Source organism: uncultured Albimonas sp., assembly GCF_963977235.1.
In the GTDB taxonomy this organism is placed as follows: Bacteria; Pseudomonadota; Alphaproteobacteria; order Rhodobacterales; family Rhodobacteraceae; genus Albimonas.
In genome coordinates this window covers 1-15,788 of sequence record NZ_CAXBOD010000050.1, presented here as the reverse complement: position 1 = coordinate 15,788, position 15,788 = coordinate 1, and the positions used below count along the sequence as shown (strand labels likewise).

The window sequence follows — 15,788 nt, the reverse complement described above, 5'->3', positions numbered from 1 at the left end:
TCATGCCGCGCCCGGGCGTCTTCTTCTCCTCCCTCCCCGCGCCGTCGCAGGGGCTCAGCACGCGCGCCGACGTGGCGCTGTTCGCGGGGCTGCTGAGGCGTCGCGAGGGCCCGGCGCCCGAGCCCGTGCTGGCGGCGCTGGAAGCGGCCGGCTGGGCCGGCGCGGGCCCCTTCGCCCGCGATCCCGCCGCGGTGGCGGCGCTGCTCGATTGCCCGGTGGCGGTCGAGAGCTGGGACGCGTTCGACCGGCTGTTCGACTGGCGCGGACGGACCCCGGCGCCCGGCGACGCGCGTCCCGTGCCCAGCCCCATGGGCCTCGCGGTGCGCAGCTTCTTCGCCCAGGGCGGGCGCAAGGCCTGGATCCTGCGCACCGGCGATCCCCTGCCGGTCGCCGCGCCGGGCGAGGATGCGGCCGCCCATCGCGCGGCGCGGGCGCTGCGCCTGTCGCTTCCCGCGGCAGCCGAGGCCGGGGCCGATTTCGTCCCCCTGCTGCCGGGGTTCGAGGGGATCGGGACGCCCGTCTCGGCCCAGGACCCCGCCACCTGGCGCGGCGCGGCGCATCTGCTGGGGATCGACGAGGCCGCCCTGCTGCTGCTCCCCGACCTGCCTGAGCTTTGCGCCGGCCCTCCGGCCCCCGCCCCGATCCTGCCCGGCCCCCCGCCGCCGCCCGAGGTCTTCCGCCCCTGCGGTCCGCTGGCGAGCGAGGCGGCCGCGACCCCTGCGCCGCTGGCCCTGGAGGCCCCGCGCCTCGACGCCGAGGGGTTCGCGATGTGGGCCCGCGCCCTGCGCCACGCGCTGGCGCTGGCCGAGGCGCCCGGCGGCGCCCATCACCGCCGCGACGCGATCCTGGTCGCGAGCCTGCCGCGCCCCGCGCCCGGCGCCGGCGATCCGCTGGCCCCGCTGGACGTGCTGGCCGACATCGAGCCGATCGGCGACGGGACCTCGGCGCTCTCCGAGCGCTGGCTGGGCTCGCGCCGTCTGCAACTGGCCTATCCCTGGATCGCCACGCCCGGCGCCGCCTCGGCGCCTGAGGCGCTCGAGGGCGCCGAGGGGGTCGCGGCCGGGCTGATCGCGCAATCGGCGCTGGCGCTGGGCGCGCATCGCTCGGCGGCGGGGCGGGAGGTGCGCCGGGCGTCCCGGCTCTCGCCCGAGCTCGGCTCCGGCGAGCTGACGCGCGGGCTGTCCCCGGGGCCGGGCGGAGGCGCGGACTGGGCCGGCGACCGGCTGACGCTGGTCACGCGCGGATCCTCGGGCTTCCGGCTGGTCTCGGACGCCACCGCGGCCGTGGCGCGCGAGGGGCGGGCGGGCGGCGTCTCGCGCCTGATCGGGGTGATCGAGCGGGCGGCCCGCGACCTCGGTCAGGACCACCTGTTCGAACCCTCGGGCGAGGCGCTGTGGGCCGAGACCCGCGCCGCGCTGACCGCCCTGATGGAGCGTCTGCGCGAGGCCGGCGCCTTTGCCGGCGCCCCCGCCTACACCGTCCGCTGCGGGCGCGAGACGATGAGCCGGGCCGATCTCGACGCCGGGCGGGTGATCGCGGAGGTCAGCTTCCGCGCCGCCCAGCCGATCGCCCAGGTGCGGGTCACGCTGGCCCTTGGACGCGCGCGGGAGGCGCAGGGCTGATGCCTGTTATCGCGCCCTCCGGCGAAGACCGCTCGGTCCCGCTTTCGGCCTTCAACTTTCATGTCAGCTTCGACCTGCCGGCCTTTGCCAAGGTCGACAAGCCGCTGCTGGGCGGATTCAGCGACGTCACCGGGCTCGAGGCCTCGATGGAGGCGCGCGCGATCCCCGCGGGGGGGCGCAACTACGGCCCCGTCCAGAAGCCGGGTCCGGTGACCTTCGCCACCGTCGTCTTCAAGCGCGGCGTGGTCGAGAGCCGGCACCTGTGGTCCTGGTTCGCGGCCTTCGCCGGCGCGCCCCCCGCGCCCGGCGCCAGCGGCGAGGCGGCGGCTGCCAACGGCGCCTGGGCGATGCGGGGCGATGTGACCGTGACGATGCTGCGGGGCGCCGAGCCGGTGTTCGGCTGGACCCTGCGCCGCGCGATGCCGGTGAAGTTCCGCGCGGGCGACCTCAACGCCCAGTCCGCCGACCTCGCGGTCGAGGAGCTGCACCTCGTCCACGAGGGGCTCGAGATGGAGGTCGCGCCATGACCGACCTCGCGCTCGGCAAGTTCAGGGACCTCGACGGGGGCGTCGAGCAGGCGGTCGATTTCAACCCGGCCACCCTGAAGGTCTCGCTGACCAACAAGCTCCAGGACGAGGGGCAGGGGGGCGACGGGAACAACGCTCAGCACACGCGCTCGACGACCGCGAAGCTGGAGATGGAGCTGGTCTTCGACTCGACCGAGGACGGCGCGGACGTGCGCGACCGCACCGGCCCGATCAAGACCATGGCGCTGGTGGCGGTGGAGACCCCCACCCAGCCGCCGCGGGTCTCCTTCACCTGGGGGCGGTTCCTGTTCTCGGGCGTGATCGAGAGCCTCAACGAGACGCTGGAGTTCTGGTCCTCGGAGGGCGTGCCCCTGCGCGCCGCCGTGCAGGTGGTGATGCAGCAGGTGGGCGAGGATGCGGGCGGCGACCAGGTCGCCCCCGGCGCGCCCGAGCGCGCCGCGGTGCGCACCGCCCCCGAGGGCGGTTTTGGCGTCGCCAGGGTCGCGAGCGACGCGGGCGACCCGGGCGCGGGCCGCAAGGTGGCGGCCGACAACGGGCTTGAGAGCATGCGGATGCCGACCGGAGGCGCGGTGGGCGTGGGCGGCGGCGTCAGCTTGCGCGCGGCCGCGGGGTTCCAGGCCTCGGCCTCCGTGGGGGCGGGGGTTTCGGCGGGGTTCGGCGCGTCTGCGGGGGCGGGGGCCGGGTTCGGCGCCTCGGCCGGCGGGGGGATTGGCGCGGGGTTCGGGGCCTCGGCGGGCGGGGGCTTCGGCGCCTCGGCCACCGCGGGGGTGGGGTTCGGCGTGGGGGCGCGGGCCTCGGGCGGCGCCTCGGCGGGGTTTGGCGCAGGCGGCGGCATCGGCGCCTCCGCGGGGGGAGGGTTCGGGGCCTCTGCCGGCGGAGGATTTGGCGCGTCGGCCGGGGGCGGGTTTGGCGCGGCCGCCGGAGGCGGGTTCGGGGCCTCCGCTGGCGGGGGCCTTGGCGCCTCGGCCGGGGGCGGCTTCGGCGCGAGCGCGGGGGGCGGGTTCGGCGCCTCGGCGAGCGGCGGGTTCGGCGGCGGGTTCGGGGCGGGGGCTTCGGCGGGGACCTCGGCCTCGGCGGGGGCGTTCTCGGGGCTGGGGACCTCGAAGACGCCGCTCGCCACCACGCTCGACCCCTCGCGGCTGCTGCCCCCGGCGCCGAGCGCGGGCGCGCAGTTCGACGTGACCGGGCGGGCCGTCGCCGGCGGCTCGCCGGGGCTGTCGGCCGGCGTCCGGCGCTCGGTCTCCTTCTCGACGACGAAAGGATAGGCAATGCCCGTGGTGATCGACGAGGTGCAGGTGGAGGCCGCCGCGCCCGAGCGGCAGGGCGAGGCGCGCGCGCCCTCCGCCGCCGCGCGCCCCCTCTCGCGCCACAACCTGCGCGAGATGCAGCGGCGCGAGACCGCCCGCGCCGCCCGGCTGGAGGCGGACTGAGCCATGGCCCGCGACGAGATCCCGGGCAACGCGCGCCCCACCGTCCGCATCCGCGGGCTGGAGATGCCGGTGCTCGACCGCGCCATCCTGGCGATGACCGCGCGCGAGCAGGAGGGGGGTCTGTCGAGCCTTGAACTCACCCTGGTCGACTGGTCCTCGGCCCCCGACGGGCGGGCGGGGTTTGCGGCGGCCGGCGCCGACAACCCGCTGAAGCTGGGCGCGCCCATCGAGATCTATTGCGGCGACGTCCGCGCCCCGCAGCAGGTCTTCGCCGGCCGGATCACCGCGCTCGAGGCCGAGAGCCCCCGCCAGGGCCCGCCGCGCATCGCCGTGCTGGCCGAGGACGCGCTGTTTCCCGCCCGCCGCACCCGCCGCCGCCGCCTGTTCGAGGACGCGAGCCCCGCCGACATCGTGCGCGCCATCGCCGAGGATCACGGAATGACGCCCGAGATCCGCGACGGGCTCGACGCGCCGCTCACGACCTGGGCGCAGGTGGACGAGAGCGATCTGGCCTTCCTGCGCCGGGTCTTGGCCTCGGTCGACGCCGACGCGCAGGCGGTGGCCCAGACGCTGCAGGCCGGGCCCCGCGCCCGCGACCGGCGCACGGAGCTCGAGCTCGCCTATCCCCGCGACCTGCTCAGCGTGCGGATCACCGCCGACCTCGCCCACCAGCCCGCCGAGACCACGGCCGCGGGCTTCGATCCGCTGACCGGCCAGGCCGTCGCCGCGACCTCGGCCGACCCCGAGCTCGGCCCCGGCGAGGGACGCGAGGCCGCCTCGATCCTGCGCGCGGAGTTCGAGGGCTTTCAGGCCCATCTCGGCGACCTCGGCGCGGTCTCCCAGGCCGAGGCCGAGGCCGCCGCCCGCGCCGCCCAGGGCGCCGCGGCGCGGGGCTTTGTGACCGCCGACGGGCTGGCGATGGGCGATCCGGCGATCCGGGTCGGCTCCCGCCTCGCGCTCGTCGGCGTCAACCCGATGTTCGAGAACGCTTATTGCGTGACCTCGGCCATCCACCGCTTCGACCGGGAGGACGGATACGTGACCGAGTTCATCGCGCAATGCGCATACCTGGGGGCGGGGGCATGAGCTTTCAGCAGGCGATATCGCTGGCCGCCGCCCGCGCCGCCCAGCCGCGGCTGGCGCAGGTGACCTCGATCGACGACCCCGAGGGGCTGGCCCGGGTGAAGATCCGCCTGCACGGCGCCGACCCCGACGGAGAGGCCGAGAGCTGGGCCCGCGTCGCCGTCCCCTTCGCGGGCAACGACCGCGGCGCCTTCCTGATCCCCGACGTGGGCGACGAGGTGCTGGTGATCTTCGCGGGCGGCGACCTGCGCGCCCCGATCGTGGTGGGCAGCCTTTGGAACGGCGCCGACCTGCCCCCCGAGGAGGTCTCGGGCGCCGTCGACCGCTGGTCCTTCACCGGCAAGGCCGGCACGCGGGTCGCGATCATGGAGGACCGCGCGGGGTCCGAGCGGGTGGAGATCGAGACCCCGAACGGCGCGCGCTGCACGATCTCGGACCAGGGCGGGGGCCGGGCCACGATCCGGGCGGGGGGGGCGACGGTGAAGCTCAGCCCCTCGGGCGTCAGCATCGAGACGGGGGGGCAGGTGACGGTCGACGCCTCGGCGGTGTCGATCTCGACCTCGCTGATGAACGTCGACTGCCCGTTCGTGAACTTCTCGGGGATGGTGAACTGCCAGACGCTGATGGCGACCTCGGTGATGTCGGCGAGCTACACGCCCGGCGCGGGGAACATCTGGTGCCCCGCGCCGAGGCCCCCGCCGTGCGCCGGGAGGCGCGCGAGAGCCGCCGGGTCGCGCGCGCCGCGGGCCGCGCCGCGCGCCGCGCGCGGGCGGCCGAGCGTCCCCCCGCACCGCCCCACGCGGTCGAGCTGCGCCCGCTGGGCGGCACGGACGCGAACCTGATCGTGGACGTCAGCGAGCCGGCGTTCCTGCCCGCGCTGCTGGCCGATCTCGCCGCCGACGACTGGCGCGCGCGCATCGCCGCCCGCCGCGCCACCCGCCGCGGGGCCGCCGACGGGGTGATGGAGCTCTCGCAACCCATCCACCGCCGCTTCCACCTGGTGCTGCTCGAGGCCGTCTGCCGCGAGCCCGGGTTTCCGCGCGTGGACCCCGCGAAGCTGGTCTGCATGGGGCTGGTGATCCGGCGCGAGACCCGCGCCGGCCCCCGCGGCTGGATGCGCGAGCAGGGCCAGGGCCGCGGCTGGCTGCCGCTTGCAGGCGGCGAGGCGCTCGACCCCGACCCCTCCGCCGCGCTGGCGCTGGAGCCCGAGAGCGCGCCGCGCGCCGCCCGCGCCCTGCAACGCCTGCTGGCCGAGCGTCGCGGGACCGCCCCGCGCCTCGCCGAGGAGATCGCGCCCCTGTTCGTCGCCCCGCCCGAGGTCTGCCAGGCGCGCCGCCGCACCATCCTCTACGGCCTCGTCCCGGTTACCAGCGGCGAGACCACCGCCGCGCCTCCGCCGCTGGAGAACCTTTCCAATGCCGAGGACCGGCGGCTGACCGACCATTTCTCGGTGTTCCTCAAGAAGCGCGCCGCGCGCGAGATGCCCCGCCGCGGTCAGCTGCTGGACCCGGCCTGGGCGCCGCTGGACCTCTCGGGCGCCGACGGCGAGGACCGCCGGCTCTACCGGTTCGCCGTGCTGCTGCGCCAGCTCTCGACCGAGCTGGGGGCCTTTGGCGAGGGCCAGCCGCAGGCCCGCCTTCGCGCCCGGCTGAATACGCTGCGCCTGCCGATGCGCATCGACCGCTTCGGCAATGTGCTGGAGACGCAGGGCGCGGCCGACTACTGCGCCGAGGCGGTCGGGATCCTGGTGGGCGGCGCGCCCAACGCCTCCGGCCTGCGGATGCCGCTGAGCTGGCCCGAGGTCGACCAGCCGACCGAGGACGCGCTGCTGGCCCTCGCGCGGGCCTGCCTGACCGCCCGCTTCGCCGAGATCGCGCCCGAGCAGCCCAAGTTCGACGACGACGCCGCCCGCTACCGCGCCCGCGCCTTCGTGCGCTGCGCGGGCCACGACGACTGCCCGCCGAAACTGGTGTGGAGCCCGCCCTCCGAGCCGTTCCGCATTCGCCCGTGGTGGGACTCGGACGCGGCCCCCGCGCGGATCTCGCTGCCCGACATCGCCCAGGCCCGCCAGGTCAGGCCCGGCGTCGCCTTCGCCATGCCGCCCGCGCTCGCCAACCTGCTGCAGGCGGACATGAAGAAGCTCAAGGACGGCGAGAAGTCGGGCGGCGGGGGGATGGAGGTCGGGTGGCTGTGCTGCTTCTCGATCCCGATCATCACGATCTGCGCGTTCATCGTGCTCAACATCTTCCTGAGCCTGTTCAACATCATCTTCCAGTGGCTGCTGTGGATCCGCATCTGCCTGCCGTTTCCCAAGCCCAGGAGCGAGGGATGAGCGGCCCGCGTCCCACCCTCTCGCGGCCCGTGGGTCCGCGCCCCTCGATCGGCTGGCCGCTGCTGCCGGTTCCCGATGCGGACGGGGCGCTGGGCTGGCCCGGCCTCGACGCCTCGGTGCGCCAGTCGATCGAGATGATCCTGCGCGTGACCCCGGGCGAGCGGCTGATGCGCCCCGCCTTCGGGGCCGGGCTCGAGGCGCTGGTCCACCAGCCCAACACGCTCGAGACCCGGGCCCGCGCCCAGGCCGCGATCCTCGAGGCGCTGCGCCGGCATGAGCCGCGGATCCTGCTCGACGCGGTGGCCGTCGATCCCGGCGCGGATGAGCGCGAGTTGCTGATCACCCTCTCCTATCGCCTGCGGCCCACGGGAACGCCCGTGACCCTGACCGCCCGCGCGCCCGTCGGAGGAGCCTGATGCCGATCCGTCCCCCCGCCCTCGACGACCGCGGCTTCGACGATCTCGTCGCCGACCTGCTGCGGCGCATCCCCGCCCATACGCCCGAGTGGACCCACGCGCGCGAGGGCGATCCGGGGCGCGTGATGATCGACCTGTTCGCCTGGCTCGCGGACACGATCCTCTATCGCGCCAACCTGATCCCCGAGCGTCAGCGGCTCGCCTTCCTGCGCCTGCTGGGCGCGGGGCTGCGGCCGGCCGCGCCCGCCTCGGGGCTGCTGGCCCTGTCGCTCGAGGACCGCGCCGCCGTGGCCCCCGCGCTGGTCCCCGCCGGTCCCATCGCCGAGAAGCCGGTCCCCTTCGCCGCGCGCACCGAGACGCTGGTCCACGCGGTCGAGGGGATGTGCGTGCTCAAGCGTCGCCCCGACGCGGACGAGCAGGCGGCGCTCGACGACCTCCTGCCCGATCTGCAGGAGCTTTACGGGCTGGCGACGCGCCCCTCGGGCTATGTCTCGACGCCGGTCTTCCAGGCCGGCGCGGGGGCCCGCGACGTGGCGGCCGAGACCACCGACGGCGCGCTGTGGATCGCGCTGCTGGCGGCCTCGCCCGCGCCCGCGCATCTCGCCGCCGTGCGCCAGGAGCTGGGCGGGGGGGCCGACGCGCGGCGGCGGGCGATCTCGGTCGGGCTCGCGCCCGTGCCCGCGCCCCCGGGTCCGCTCGAGGAGGTCGGCCCCGGCCGGCGCATCCCGCATCGGTGGGAGGTCACCATGCCCGATGGCGGCCGGCTGCCGCTCGATGTGCTCTCGGACGGGACCTCGGCGTTGCGGCGGGCCGGCGTGATCCGGCTGCTGCTGCCCGGCGCCGACGACATCGGGGCGCCGACCAACGACGTGCTGGCCGATCACCAGGCGGGCGTCGGCGACCGGCCGCCGCGGCTCGACGACGAGGACGCGGCCGCGCGGCTGGTCTGCTGGCTGAAGATGACCCCCGATCCGGCCCTGCGCCTGACCGCGCTGCCGCTGGCCTGGGCCGGGATCAACGCGGTCGAGATCGAGCAGCTTCGCGCCCATGGCCGCCGCACCCTGGGGCAGGGGACCGGCGCCTCGGACCTCGAGCTGAGCCTCGGCGCGACCTCGGTCGAGCCCGCCACCCTTCGCGTCGAGGTCGAGGAAGAGGAGGGGATGCGCCCCTGGCGCCAGGTCCCTGACGTCGGCTCCGCGCCCGCCGACGCGCGGGTCTATTCGCTCGATGCCGAGGCCGGCGCGATCCGCTTTGGCGGCGGCGTGCGCGGCATGGCGCCGGCGGCGGGGCGGCAGGTGCAGGCGGCCTTCATGCGCTCGGGCGGGGGCGCTGTGGGGAACCTGCCGCCGGGCGCGATCGCGGCCGTGATCCGCCCCGGCGGCGCCCCGCGCCTGAAGGTGCTGCAGCCGCTGCCCACCGCCGGCGGGGCCGAGGCCGAGAGCCTGGCCGAGGCCGAGCGGCGCCTGCCCGCCGTGCTGCGCCACGCCGACCGCGCGGTGACGGCCGAGGATTACCGCGAACTGGCGCTCGCCACCCCCGGCGCCGGCATCGGCCGGGTCGAGGTGCTCGAGCGGTTCGACCCGAACGACCGCTTCGTCTCCGCCCCCGGCGCGGTGGCGGTGATGGCGATCCCGGCCCGCGCCGGGCTCGAGGCGCCCGCGCCGCGCGCCGACCGTCCCACGCTCGAGGCCGTGCACGACTGGCTCGACGTCCGCCGGCCGCTGGCCACGCAGCTTTTCGTGGTGGGGACCGACTACGTGCCCGTGGGCGTCTCGGCGGCCGTGGAGCTCGGCGACGGGGCCAGCCGCGAGGCGGTGCTCGACGCCGTCTCCAACGCCATCCGCGCGCATCTGTGGGCGCTGGCGCCGGGCGGGCCCGACGGGCGCGGTTGGCCGCTGGGCCGGGCGCTGGACGACCGCGAGATCGAGGTCGCCATGGGCCGGGTGCCGGGCGTGCGCGCCGTCGCGCCTGCGCGCCTCTTCATCCGCGACCCCGCCGCGGGCGGCGCCTGGCGCCCCGTGCCCGAGGACGCCACCGGCCGCGCCCGCCTGCGGATCGAGCGCTGGCAGCTGCCCGAGCTTGCGATGCTGGCGGTGGCCGAGGGCGACGTCGCCTCCGACACGCTGCCGCCGCCGTCGTCGGCCTCGGGCGACGGCTCGATTTCGGTGCCTGTCGTGCCGGAGCTGTGCTGATGGACGTCAACGGCCTGCGCAACTGGCCCCTGATGGACCGCGCCGCGCTGGGCTTTGCGCGCGAGGGCGAGGATGCGCCCCGCGACGTGGCCTGGGAGGCGCCGGGGCAGGGCGGTTGCGCGGGCCTGCGGCTGGCCCGGCGCCAGGCCGCGCCGGAGCTGGCCGAGGACCTCTCCTGGGCGCGCAGCCAGGCCGCCCGGCCTTCGCCGGTCTGCGATCCCGCGGGGTCCTGGGCGTGGTGGGACGGGGCGGGCCTGCGCTCGGGCGGGTTCCGGCCCGGCTCGGCGCCGATCCCGCTGCCCGAGGAGGTTCCCCCCGGCGCGCCGCGGCCCGACGACCTCGCCTTCGGGACCGACGACGTCCTCTATGTGGCGCGCAACGGCGCCGTGACGCTCATCGACCGGCGCGAGCGCTGGGCGCCGGCCCGCGTCGCCCACCCCGAGTTCGAGGTCCGCCGCCTGGCGCCTGCGCCCGAGGGCGGCGCCTGGGCGCTGGACCGCGGGCGGGGGCAGGTGGCGCGCCTGCTGGGCCGGCCGCTGCGCGTCTCTGGCGCCCGGCCCGCGCCCTCGGGGGCGGTCTTCCAGCCGGTCGAGCCCAACCCCGATCCGCCGCGCCTGATTCCGCTGCCCGGGGCCCGCCTGCCCGCGGGGCGCGAGGCCGCGCTGATCGCAGGCTCCCCCGGCGGCCGCCTGGCGCTGGTCGCCTGGCGCGAGGGCGGCCAGCCCGCCGAGCTGTGGGAGCTGGTCGAGACCCGCCTCATCCTGCGCTTCGCCTTCGAGGGCGCGCGCCGGCCGATCTCGGCCGCCTGGGTCGGCGAGACCTCGCTGGCGCTGATCGTCTCCTCGGGCGAGGCGCCGGGCCCGCAGGCGCTGGTCTACGAGGTGGACGCCGCGACCTCCTCGCCCGGTCTGGCGCGGCCGCTCGGCGCCGTGCACCGGGTGCTGTCGCCGGCGCTGCCCGCCTTCTGCAACGCGCTCGACGCCACGCCCCGCTATCTGGCCGCGGATGACGGCGCGCCCGAGCCCGCCGCGCTGCGCGCCCTGCGCCCGCTGTCGTTTGCGAGCTTCGCCCGTCGCGGCGCCGCGCGGCCGGGCGTGCTGGACGGGGGCGCCGACGGCTTCGTGTGGCACCGCGCGGCCTTCGAGGCGGAGGTTCCCGAGGGGACCGGCGCGATCCTCTGGGCGCTCGCCTCCGAGGACCCCGCGCCGCCGCCTGCGCCCGGCGCCCCGGACGCTCCCGACTGGGCCGCGCACCTGATCGGGCGCGCCGGCGCGGCGGAGGTCCCCCCCGACGCCCCCCGCGCCGCCGCGTCCTCGCGCGCCTCGGAGCCCGAGCATCACCCCGGCGCGCTGGAAGACGGTCTCCCCCACACCCTCCTGCTGCAGCACGCCGGCCGGGCGGTGCGGCGCCTGTCGGGCCGGTTCCTGCACCTGCGCCTGGAACTGCTGGGGGACGGGCGCTCGACCCCGCGGATCGCCTCCCTGCGGCTGCTGGGCGGGCGCTTCAGCTACCGCGACCGCTACCTGCCGGCGATGTTCCACGAGACGCTCTCGGGCGCCGAGGCCGCCGCTCCCGGCCCCGCCACGCCGCCGGATTTCATGGAGCGGCTGCTCGCCCTCTTCGAATCCCGCTTCACCGAGATCGAGGACCGCATCGCCGCCGCCTGGCTGCTGACCGACCCCGCCGCGACCCCCGACGACGCGCTGCCCTGGCTGGCGAGCTGGGTGGGCATCCCCGAGACCCCCGGCGAGGCCCCCGCCCGCCTGCGCGAGCGTCTGAAGGCCGCCCCCTGGACCGCCCGTCTGCACGGCACCGCCGGCGGCGTGCTGGCGGCGCTCGAACTGGCGACCGGCGGCATCGCCGTCACCGGCGCCCCCATCGACCCGCTGGGCGAGGCCCCGGCCCCCGGCGCCCTGGCGCTGGCCCGCGACGGCGACGCGGCCCACCGGGTGCTGACGCTGGGCCTCGCCGATCCGCGCAACGGCGGCGAGGCGGCGTTCCTCTACGGCGGCGCGGTGACGGGGGGCGAGATCGTGATGGTCGAGGGCTTCCGCCTGCGCCGCAGCTTCGCGACCATCCTCGGGGCCGACCTCAGCGACCGCGACAACCCGCTGACGCTGGGGGGCGAGCCCTCGGGCAATTCCATCGTCGGCGACACGCTGATCCTGGGCGGGCGGAGGGCGCGACGGCTGCTGGACGCGCTGACCTCGACCCGCCCGCGCGGGCGGCGGCAGACGGAGGCGTTCCTCGACCGGCTCGCCCACCGCGCCCTGATCCTGGTGCGCGAGAGCGCCTCGACCCGCGACATCGCCCGGCTGGAGGAGGTCGCCCGCGCCGCAGCCCCCGCGCATGTCGCGCTCGAGGTGCTGCCGGTCGACCGGCCCCTGAGGGTCGCCGTCGCCTCGCTGGTGGGGATCGACACCTATCTCGCGGCGCCCGAGCCCGCGCGGCCGGCGCGGCTCGACCACCGCACGCGGCTCGCGGATGGCGACGTGATCGCGGGGGCCGGGCGCCTCGACGCCCGCGCGGAAGGTCCCGCGCCGCGCCCGCCCCTCGCCGCGCTCGACGGTCCCGCCTTCGTGGGGCTGGGGCGGGAGTTCCGCCTCTCGTCGGCCCGCTCGACCGCGTTCGGCGGGCGCGACATCGCCCGCAGCATCTTCCTCTGGGACTGAAGGAGACCCCGCATGCCCGTGTTCAAGCCCAACGAGCCCATCGTCCAGAAAGAGACCGAGGTGCTGGTCGAGTCGCGCGGCGACGCGGCCCTGCCCATCGGGCGCCACCGCTTCCGGCTGGTGGTGGTGGACGAGGCCGGCAACGCCTCGGCCCCCGCCTTCCTCGAGGTGATCGTGCAGGACGATCAGGCCCCCACGGCGGTGCTCGACATCCGCGACGTTGAAGGCGGGCGGATCGAGCCGGTGGTGAGCTTCGGCTCCAGCTTCATCCTCTCGGGCGCGCGCTCGACCGACCAGCCGGCGGGCGGCTCGGGGGTGGTCGAATACCGCTTCACCCTGGTCGAGGACTGAGCGCGATGGCCACGCTCGTTCCCGGCAAGACCCTGGCCCAGCGGGCGCCCGAGCTGGTGGTCGAGAACCGCCTGAAGGTCGGCCGCTGGCGGTTCCGCCTGAGCGTGGTCGACGCCGCCGGGAACGAGAGCCGGCCGGCCGAGCTGGTGGTGCAGGTCGCCGACGACCCCGGCCCGCTGATCAACGACCGCCTGCGACGCCTGCGCCTCGACGACCTGTCGCCCCGCCTTGACCCGTCGCCCCGCCTTCCCCGTCGCCGCTGAGCCTGGAGGACCCGATGAGCCTGGACGATCCCCTGGTCCCCTCCGACCCGCTGGAGGGCGCCCCCGCCGCCGAGCGGGTGAACTACGAGACCGGCGTGCTGCTGGACGCGGCCGATTTCCGCGACGAGCAGACCTATCACCGCGGCCGCCTCGCCGCCGCGCTGCGCGCCCTGCACGGCTTCGGCACGCTGGCGGGCCTGCGGGTCCGCGCGCCCGAGGAGGGCGACGGGGAGTTGGAGATCCGGGTCGAGCCGGGCCTCGCGCTCGACCGCGCGGGGCGGCTGATGGAGCTGCCGGCGCCCTGGTGCCTGCGCCTCGCGCGGTGGTTCGACGGGCAGGAGACGGCGGTCCTGCGCTCGATCCTGCACGGCCCCCCGCGGGCGCCGCTCGACCCTTGCGTGGTGGTGGACGTGTTCCTCTCGGCGCGGACCTGCGCGACCGGCCTGACGCCCAGCTTCGCCACCGGCCCGTTCGAGGGGCGCGACGCCACCGCGCCTGCGCGCCTCGCCGAAACCCCGCGCCTGACCATCGTGCCCCGCGCCGAGGGCGGGCCCGACCCGATCCCCGCGCCGCAGAACTTCTGGCCCGGCGCCGAGGCGACGGCGGAGGAACGCCTGCAGGCGGTGCTCGCCGCCTGGACGCCCCCCGGGGTCCCCGCGCCGCTGCGCGAGCATGTGGGCGGCGAGGATCCCACCGCCGCGCTGCTCGCCCGCGTCTCGATCCCGGTGAGCGTCGCCGAGGCCCCCGGCAGCCGACCGCAGCTCGACCTGACCCTGCGCACGCAGGTGGACAACTCGCTTCGCCCCTTCATCGCCCTGCCGGGGCGCTGGCAGGGGGCGGGGCTCGACGCATCGGCCCTGATCGAGCCGTGAAGGAGGACGCGCCATGGCGGACCTGACGAAGGCCGGAGCCCGCACCCTGATCGAGGCCGCCGAGGCGCGCGAGATCGCGCGGCTGGCCCGCCCCGACGACCCCAACCTGGTGGACCGCGGCGCGATCGAGGACGCGCTGGGCGAGGGGGCGCTGGTGCTCGACGGCCTGCGCCGCCGTCCGCGCTGGTTCGACGGCCGGTTCCTGACCGGCGCCGACCTGACCCGCGACCAGGACTATGTCCGCCAGCGCCAGGCCGACCTCGCCCGCGCCTCGGGGTCCGGCGTGACCGAGGGGCTCGAGGTCTCGGCCGGCTCGGATTCCCGCGGGGCGGGCCTGGTGATCGAGCCCGGCCACGGGATCACGCCGGCCGGCGAGCTGGTGATGATCGAGACGCGGCGCGAGATCGCGCTGCTGGACCTGGGCGAGGTTCGCCGGCTGAACGCGGTGCTGGGGTTGAACCTGGAGCCGCGCCAGCCGCTCGGCCGACGCTCGGGCCTGTTCATCCTCGGGCTGCGGCCGGTGGAGTGGACGGCCAACGAGATCGCGGCCTATCCGACCTCGATCGGCGGGCGGCGCAAGGTCGAGGACGGCGACGTCATCGAGGCGACCGCGATCACGCTGGTCCCCTGGAAGATCGGACAGAGCGCGGGGCTGGCCGAAGCCCGCCGTCTCGCCGCCCGCGAGATCTTCCTGGGCGAGCCTGCCGGCATGCCCCAGGACATCCTGCCGCTTGCGATGGTGGCGCTCGACCGCGGCGCGCTGCGCTGGATCGACCGGGCGCTGGTGCGGCGCGAGACGGGGGCCGACACGCCCCTTCAGGTCAGTCTCGGGGCCCGGCCGCGCGCGCTGTCCGAGGCGTTCCTCGTCCAGCATCGCGACCACCTCGCCGAGGTGATGGCCGCCCGCGTGGACGCCGGCCGGGGCGCGGCCTTCGCCGCCTCGCAGTCCTTCGCGGCGCTGCCGCCGGCCGGGCCGATGCCCGCGGCCGCGATCCTGCCGCTCGCCGACGGGTTCCGGCAGCTCTGGTTCCCTCCGGAGGTTGACGTGACGCTCGCCTTCGCGCCGCAGGACGAGCTCGCCGCCATCGCCGAGGAAAGCCTGGCGCTGCCGCCGCTGGACCTTGCCGGCGAGGCGGCGCTGGAGGGCGTCGGCGTCACCGTGATCGCCCCCGTCTCCCGCGCGCGCCTCGCGCGGTTCGAGGCGGCGCTGGCGGGGTTGAGCGTGAAGGCCGCGCCGGGGGCCGAGCTGACCGCGCGGCGCGCGCCGGCCGACGGGCTCTCGGCGCTGCTGGGCAAGCGGGCGCGGCGGCTGGCCCCCGCGGGCGCGCCCGACGGGCTGACCGCGGCCGAGCGGGCCGAGCTGAACGCCTGGATCGCCGCCTGGGAGGAGGCCGTGGCCGCCCTGCCGACCCCCGAAGGCGAGGCGCCGAGCCTGTGGTACGCCCGCCGCCGCGCCGTCCCGCGCGAGGCGATGCTGACCGGCGTCGCCGTGCCCGTGGCGGGCGACGACGCCCGCGCCGACGCCGCGGTGCGCGCGCGGGTCGAAAGCCTGGGCCTGCGCGCCCGGCTCGACGCGGTGGCCGAGGTCTCGACCTCTGCCGCCCGCGCCCGGATCGCGGCGTTCCTCTCGGCCCCCGCGATGCTCGCGAGCCCGCCCCTGACCGCCGAAGCGGTGGTGCTGCTCGAGGCCGCGGTCCCGGCGGGAGGCGGGGAGGAGAACGGCGACCGGGGCGAGACGCCGCCCTTCGTCAGCCTTCCCGACCGGCTGCGCGCCGCCTCGACCGCCACCAGCCTGGCCAGCCGCATCGACGCGCTTTCGGCGTTGCGGGCGGGGTCGCGCACGGGGTCGCTGACGGGAGACGCCACGGATTTCGCGCGCCCGCCGACCGACCTTTCGGGGGACGGCCGGGCGCTGGTTCCTGCCGGCCACGACCCGATGGAGCTGCGCGGCGTCTCGGCCGGGCATAGCCCGATGGACCTGCGCCGCGACGCGCTGACCCTGCGCAC

Annotated in this window: 13 protein-coding genes; all 13 read left to right on the top strand. The window is 77.0% G+C overall.

Annotation, left to right across the window (positions count from 1 at the left end; genetic code table 11):
* The first annotated feature begins 2 nt into the window (after nucleotides 1-2).
* A complete protein-coding gene (locus AAC134_RS18350; protein ID WP_339950580.1) occupies nucleotides 3-1,622 on the top strand; it encodes a hypothetical protein in 1,620 nt (539 codons plus the stop codon).
* Nucleotides 1,622-2,149, top strand: coding sequence for a phage tail protein (locus AAC134_RS18345; protein WP_339950579.1), 528 nt, complete (start codon nucleotides 1,622-1,624; stop codon nucleotides 2,147-2,149). Before AAC134_RS18350 ends, AAC134_RS18345 begins: the two co-directional genes overlap by 1 nt.
* Nucleotides 2,146-3,435, top strand: a complete 1,290-nt coding sequence (locus AAC134_RS18340; RefSeq protein ID WP_339950578.1) for a hypothetical protein — start codon at nucleotides 2,146-2,148, stop codon at nucleotides 3,433-3,435. Before AAC134_RS18345 ends, AAC134_RS18340 begins: the two co-directional genes overlap by 4 nt.
* A gap of 3 nt (nucleotides 3,436-3,438) precedes the next feature.
* Nucleotides 3,439-3,600 (top strand): hypothetical protein, encoded by a 162-nt coding sequence (locus AAC134_RS18335; RefSeq protein WP_339950577.1) that lies wholly within the window; start codon nucleotides 3,439-3,441, stop codon nucleotides 3,598-3,600.
* Nucleotides 3,601-3,603: 3 nt separating this feature from the next.
* Nucleotides 3,604-4,686: a contractile injection system protein, VgrG/Pvc8 family gene (locus tag AAC134_RS18330; protein WP_339950576.1), complete on the top strand. Its 1,083-nt coding sequence runs from the start codon at nucleotides 3,604-3,606 to the stop codon at nucleotides 4,684-4,686.
* Nucleotides 4,683-5,525 (top strand): phage baseplate assembly protein V, encoded by an 843-nt coding sequence (locus AAC134_RS18325; RefSeq protein WP_339950575.1) that lies wholly within the window; start codon nucleotides 4,683-4,685, stop codon nucleotides 5,523-5,525. The genes AAC134_RS18330 and AAC134_RS18325 overlap by 4 nt, the downstream gene beginning before the upstream one ends.
* Nucleotides 5,526-7,011: 1,486 nt before the next feature.
* The gene (locus AAC134_RS18320; RefSeq protein ID WP_339950574.1) at nucleotides 7,012-7,431 is read left to right on the top strand and encodes a GPW/gp25 family protein; all 420 of its coding nucleotides are present in this window, start codon (nucleotides 7,012-7,014) and stop codon (nucleotides 7,429-7,431) included.
* Nucleotides 7,431-9,623, top strand: a complete 2,193-nt coding sequence (locus tag AAC134_RS18315) for a putative baseplate assembly protein (protein ID WP_339950573.1) — start codon at nucleotides 7,431-7,433, stop codon at nucleotides 9,621-9,623. Before AAC134_RS18320 ends, AAC134_RS18315 begins: the two co-directional genes overlap by 1 nt.
* Nucleotides 9,623-12,295 carry a phage tail protein gene (locus AAC134_RS18310; protein ID WP_339950572.1) on the top strand — a complete coding sequence of 891 codons (2,673 nt, stop codon included), beginning with the start codon at nucleotides 9,623-9,625 and terminating at the stop codon, nucleotides 12,293-12,295. The genes AAC134_RS18315 and AAC134_RS18310 overlap by 1 nt, the downstream gene beginning before the upstream one ends.
* A gap of 12 nt (nucleotides 12,296-12,307) precedes the next feature.
* A complete protein-coding gene (locus tag AAC134_RS18305; RefSeq protein ID WP_339950571.1) occupies nucleotides 12,308-12,646 on the top strand; it encodes a hypothetical protein in 339 nt (112 codons plus the stop codon).
* A gap of 5 nt (nucleotides 12,647-12,651) precedes the next feature.
* Nucleotides 12,652-12,909, top strand: coding sequence for a hypothetical protein (locus AAC134_RS18300; RefSeq protein WP_339950570.1), 258 nt, complete (start codon nucleotides 12,652-12,654; stop codon nucleotides 12,907-12,909).
* Between the two features lie 14 nt (nucleotides 12,910-12,923).
* Nucleotides 12,924-13,781, top strand: coding sequence for a hypothetical protein (locus tag AAC134_RS18295; protein WP_339950569.1), 858 nt, complete (start codon nucleotides 12,924-12,926; stop codon nucleotides 13,779-13,781).
* 13 nt (nucleotides 13,782-13,794) lie between these two features.
* Nucleotides 13,795-15,788: hypothetical protein (locus AAC134_RS18290; RefSeq protein ID WP_339950568.1), on the top strand; the 1,994-nt coding region annotated here is incomplete at its 3' end.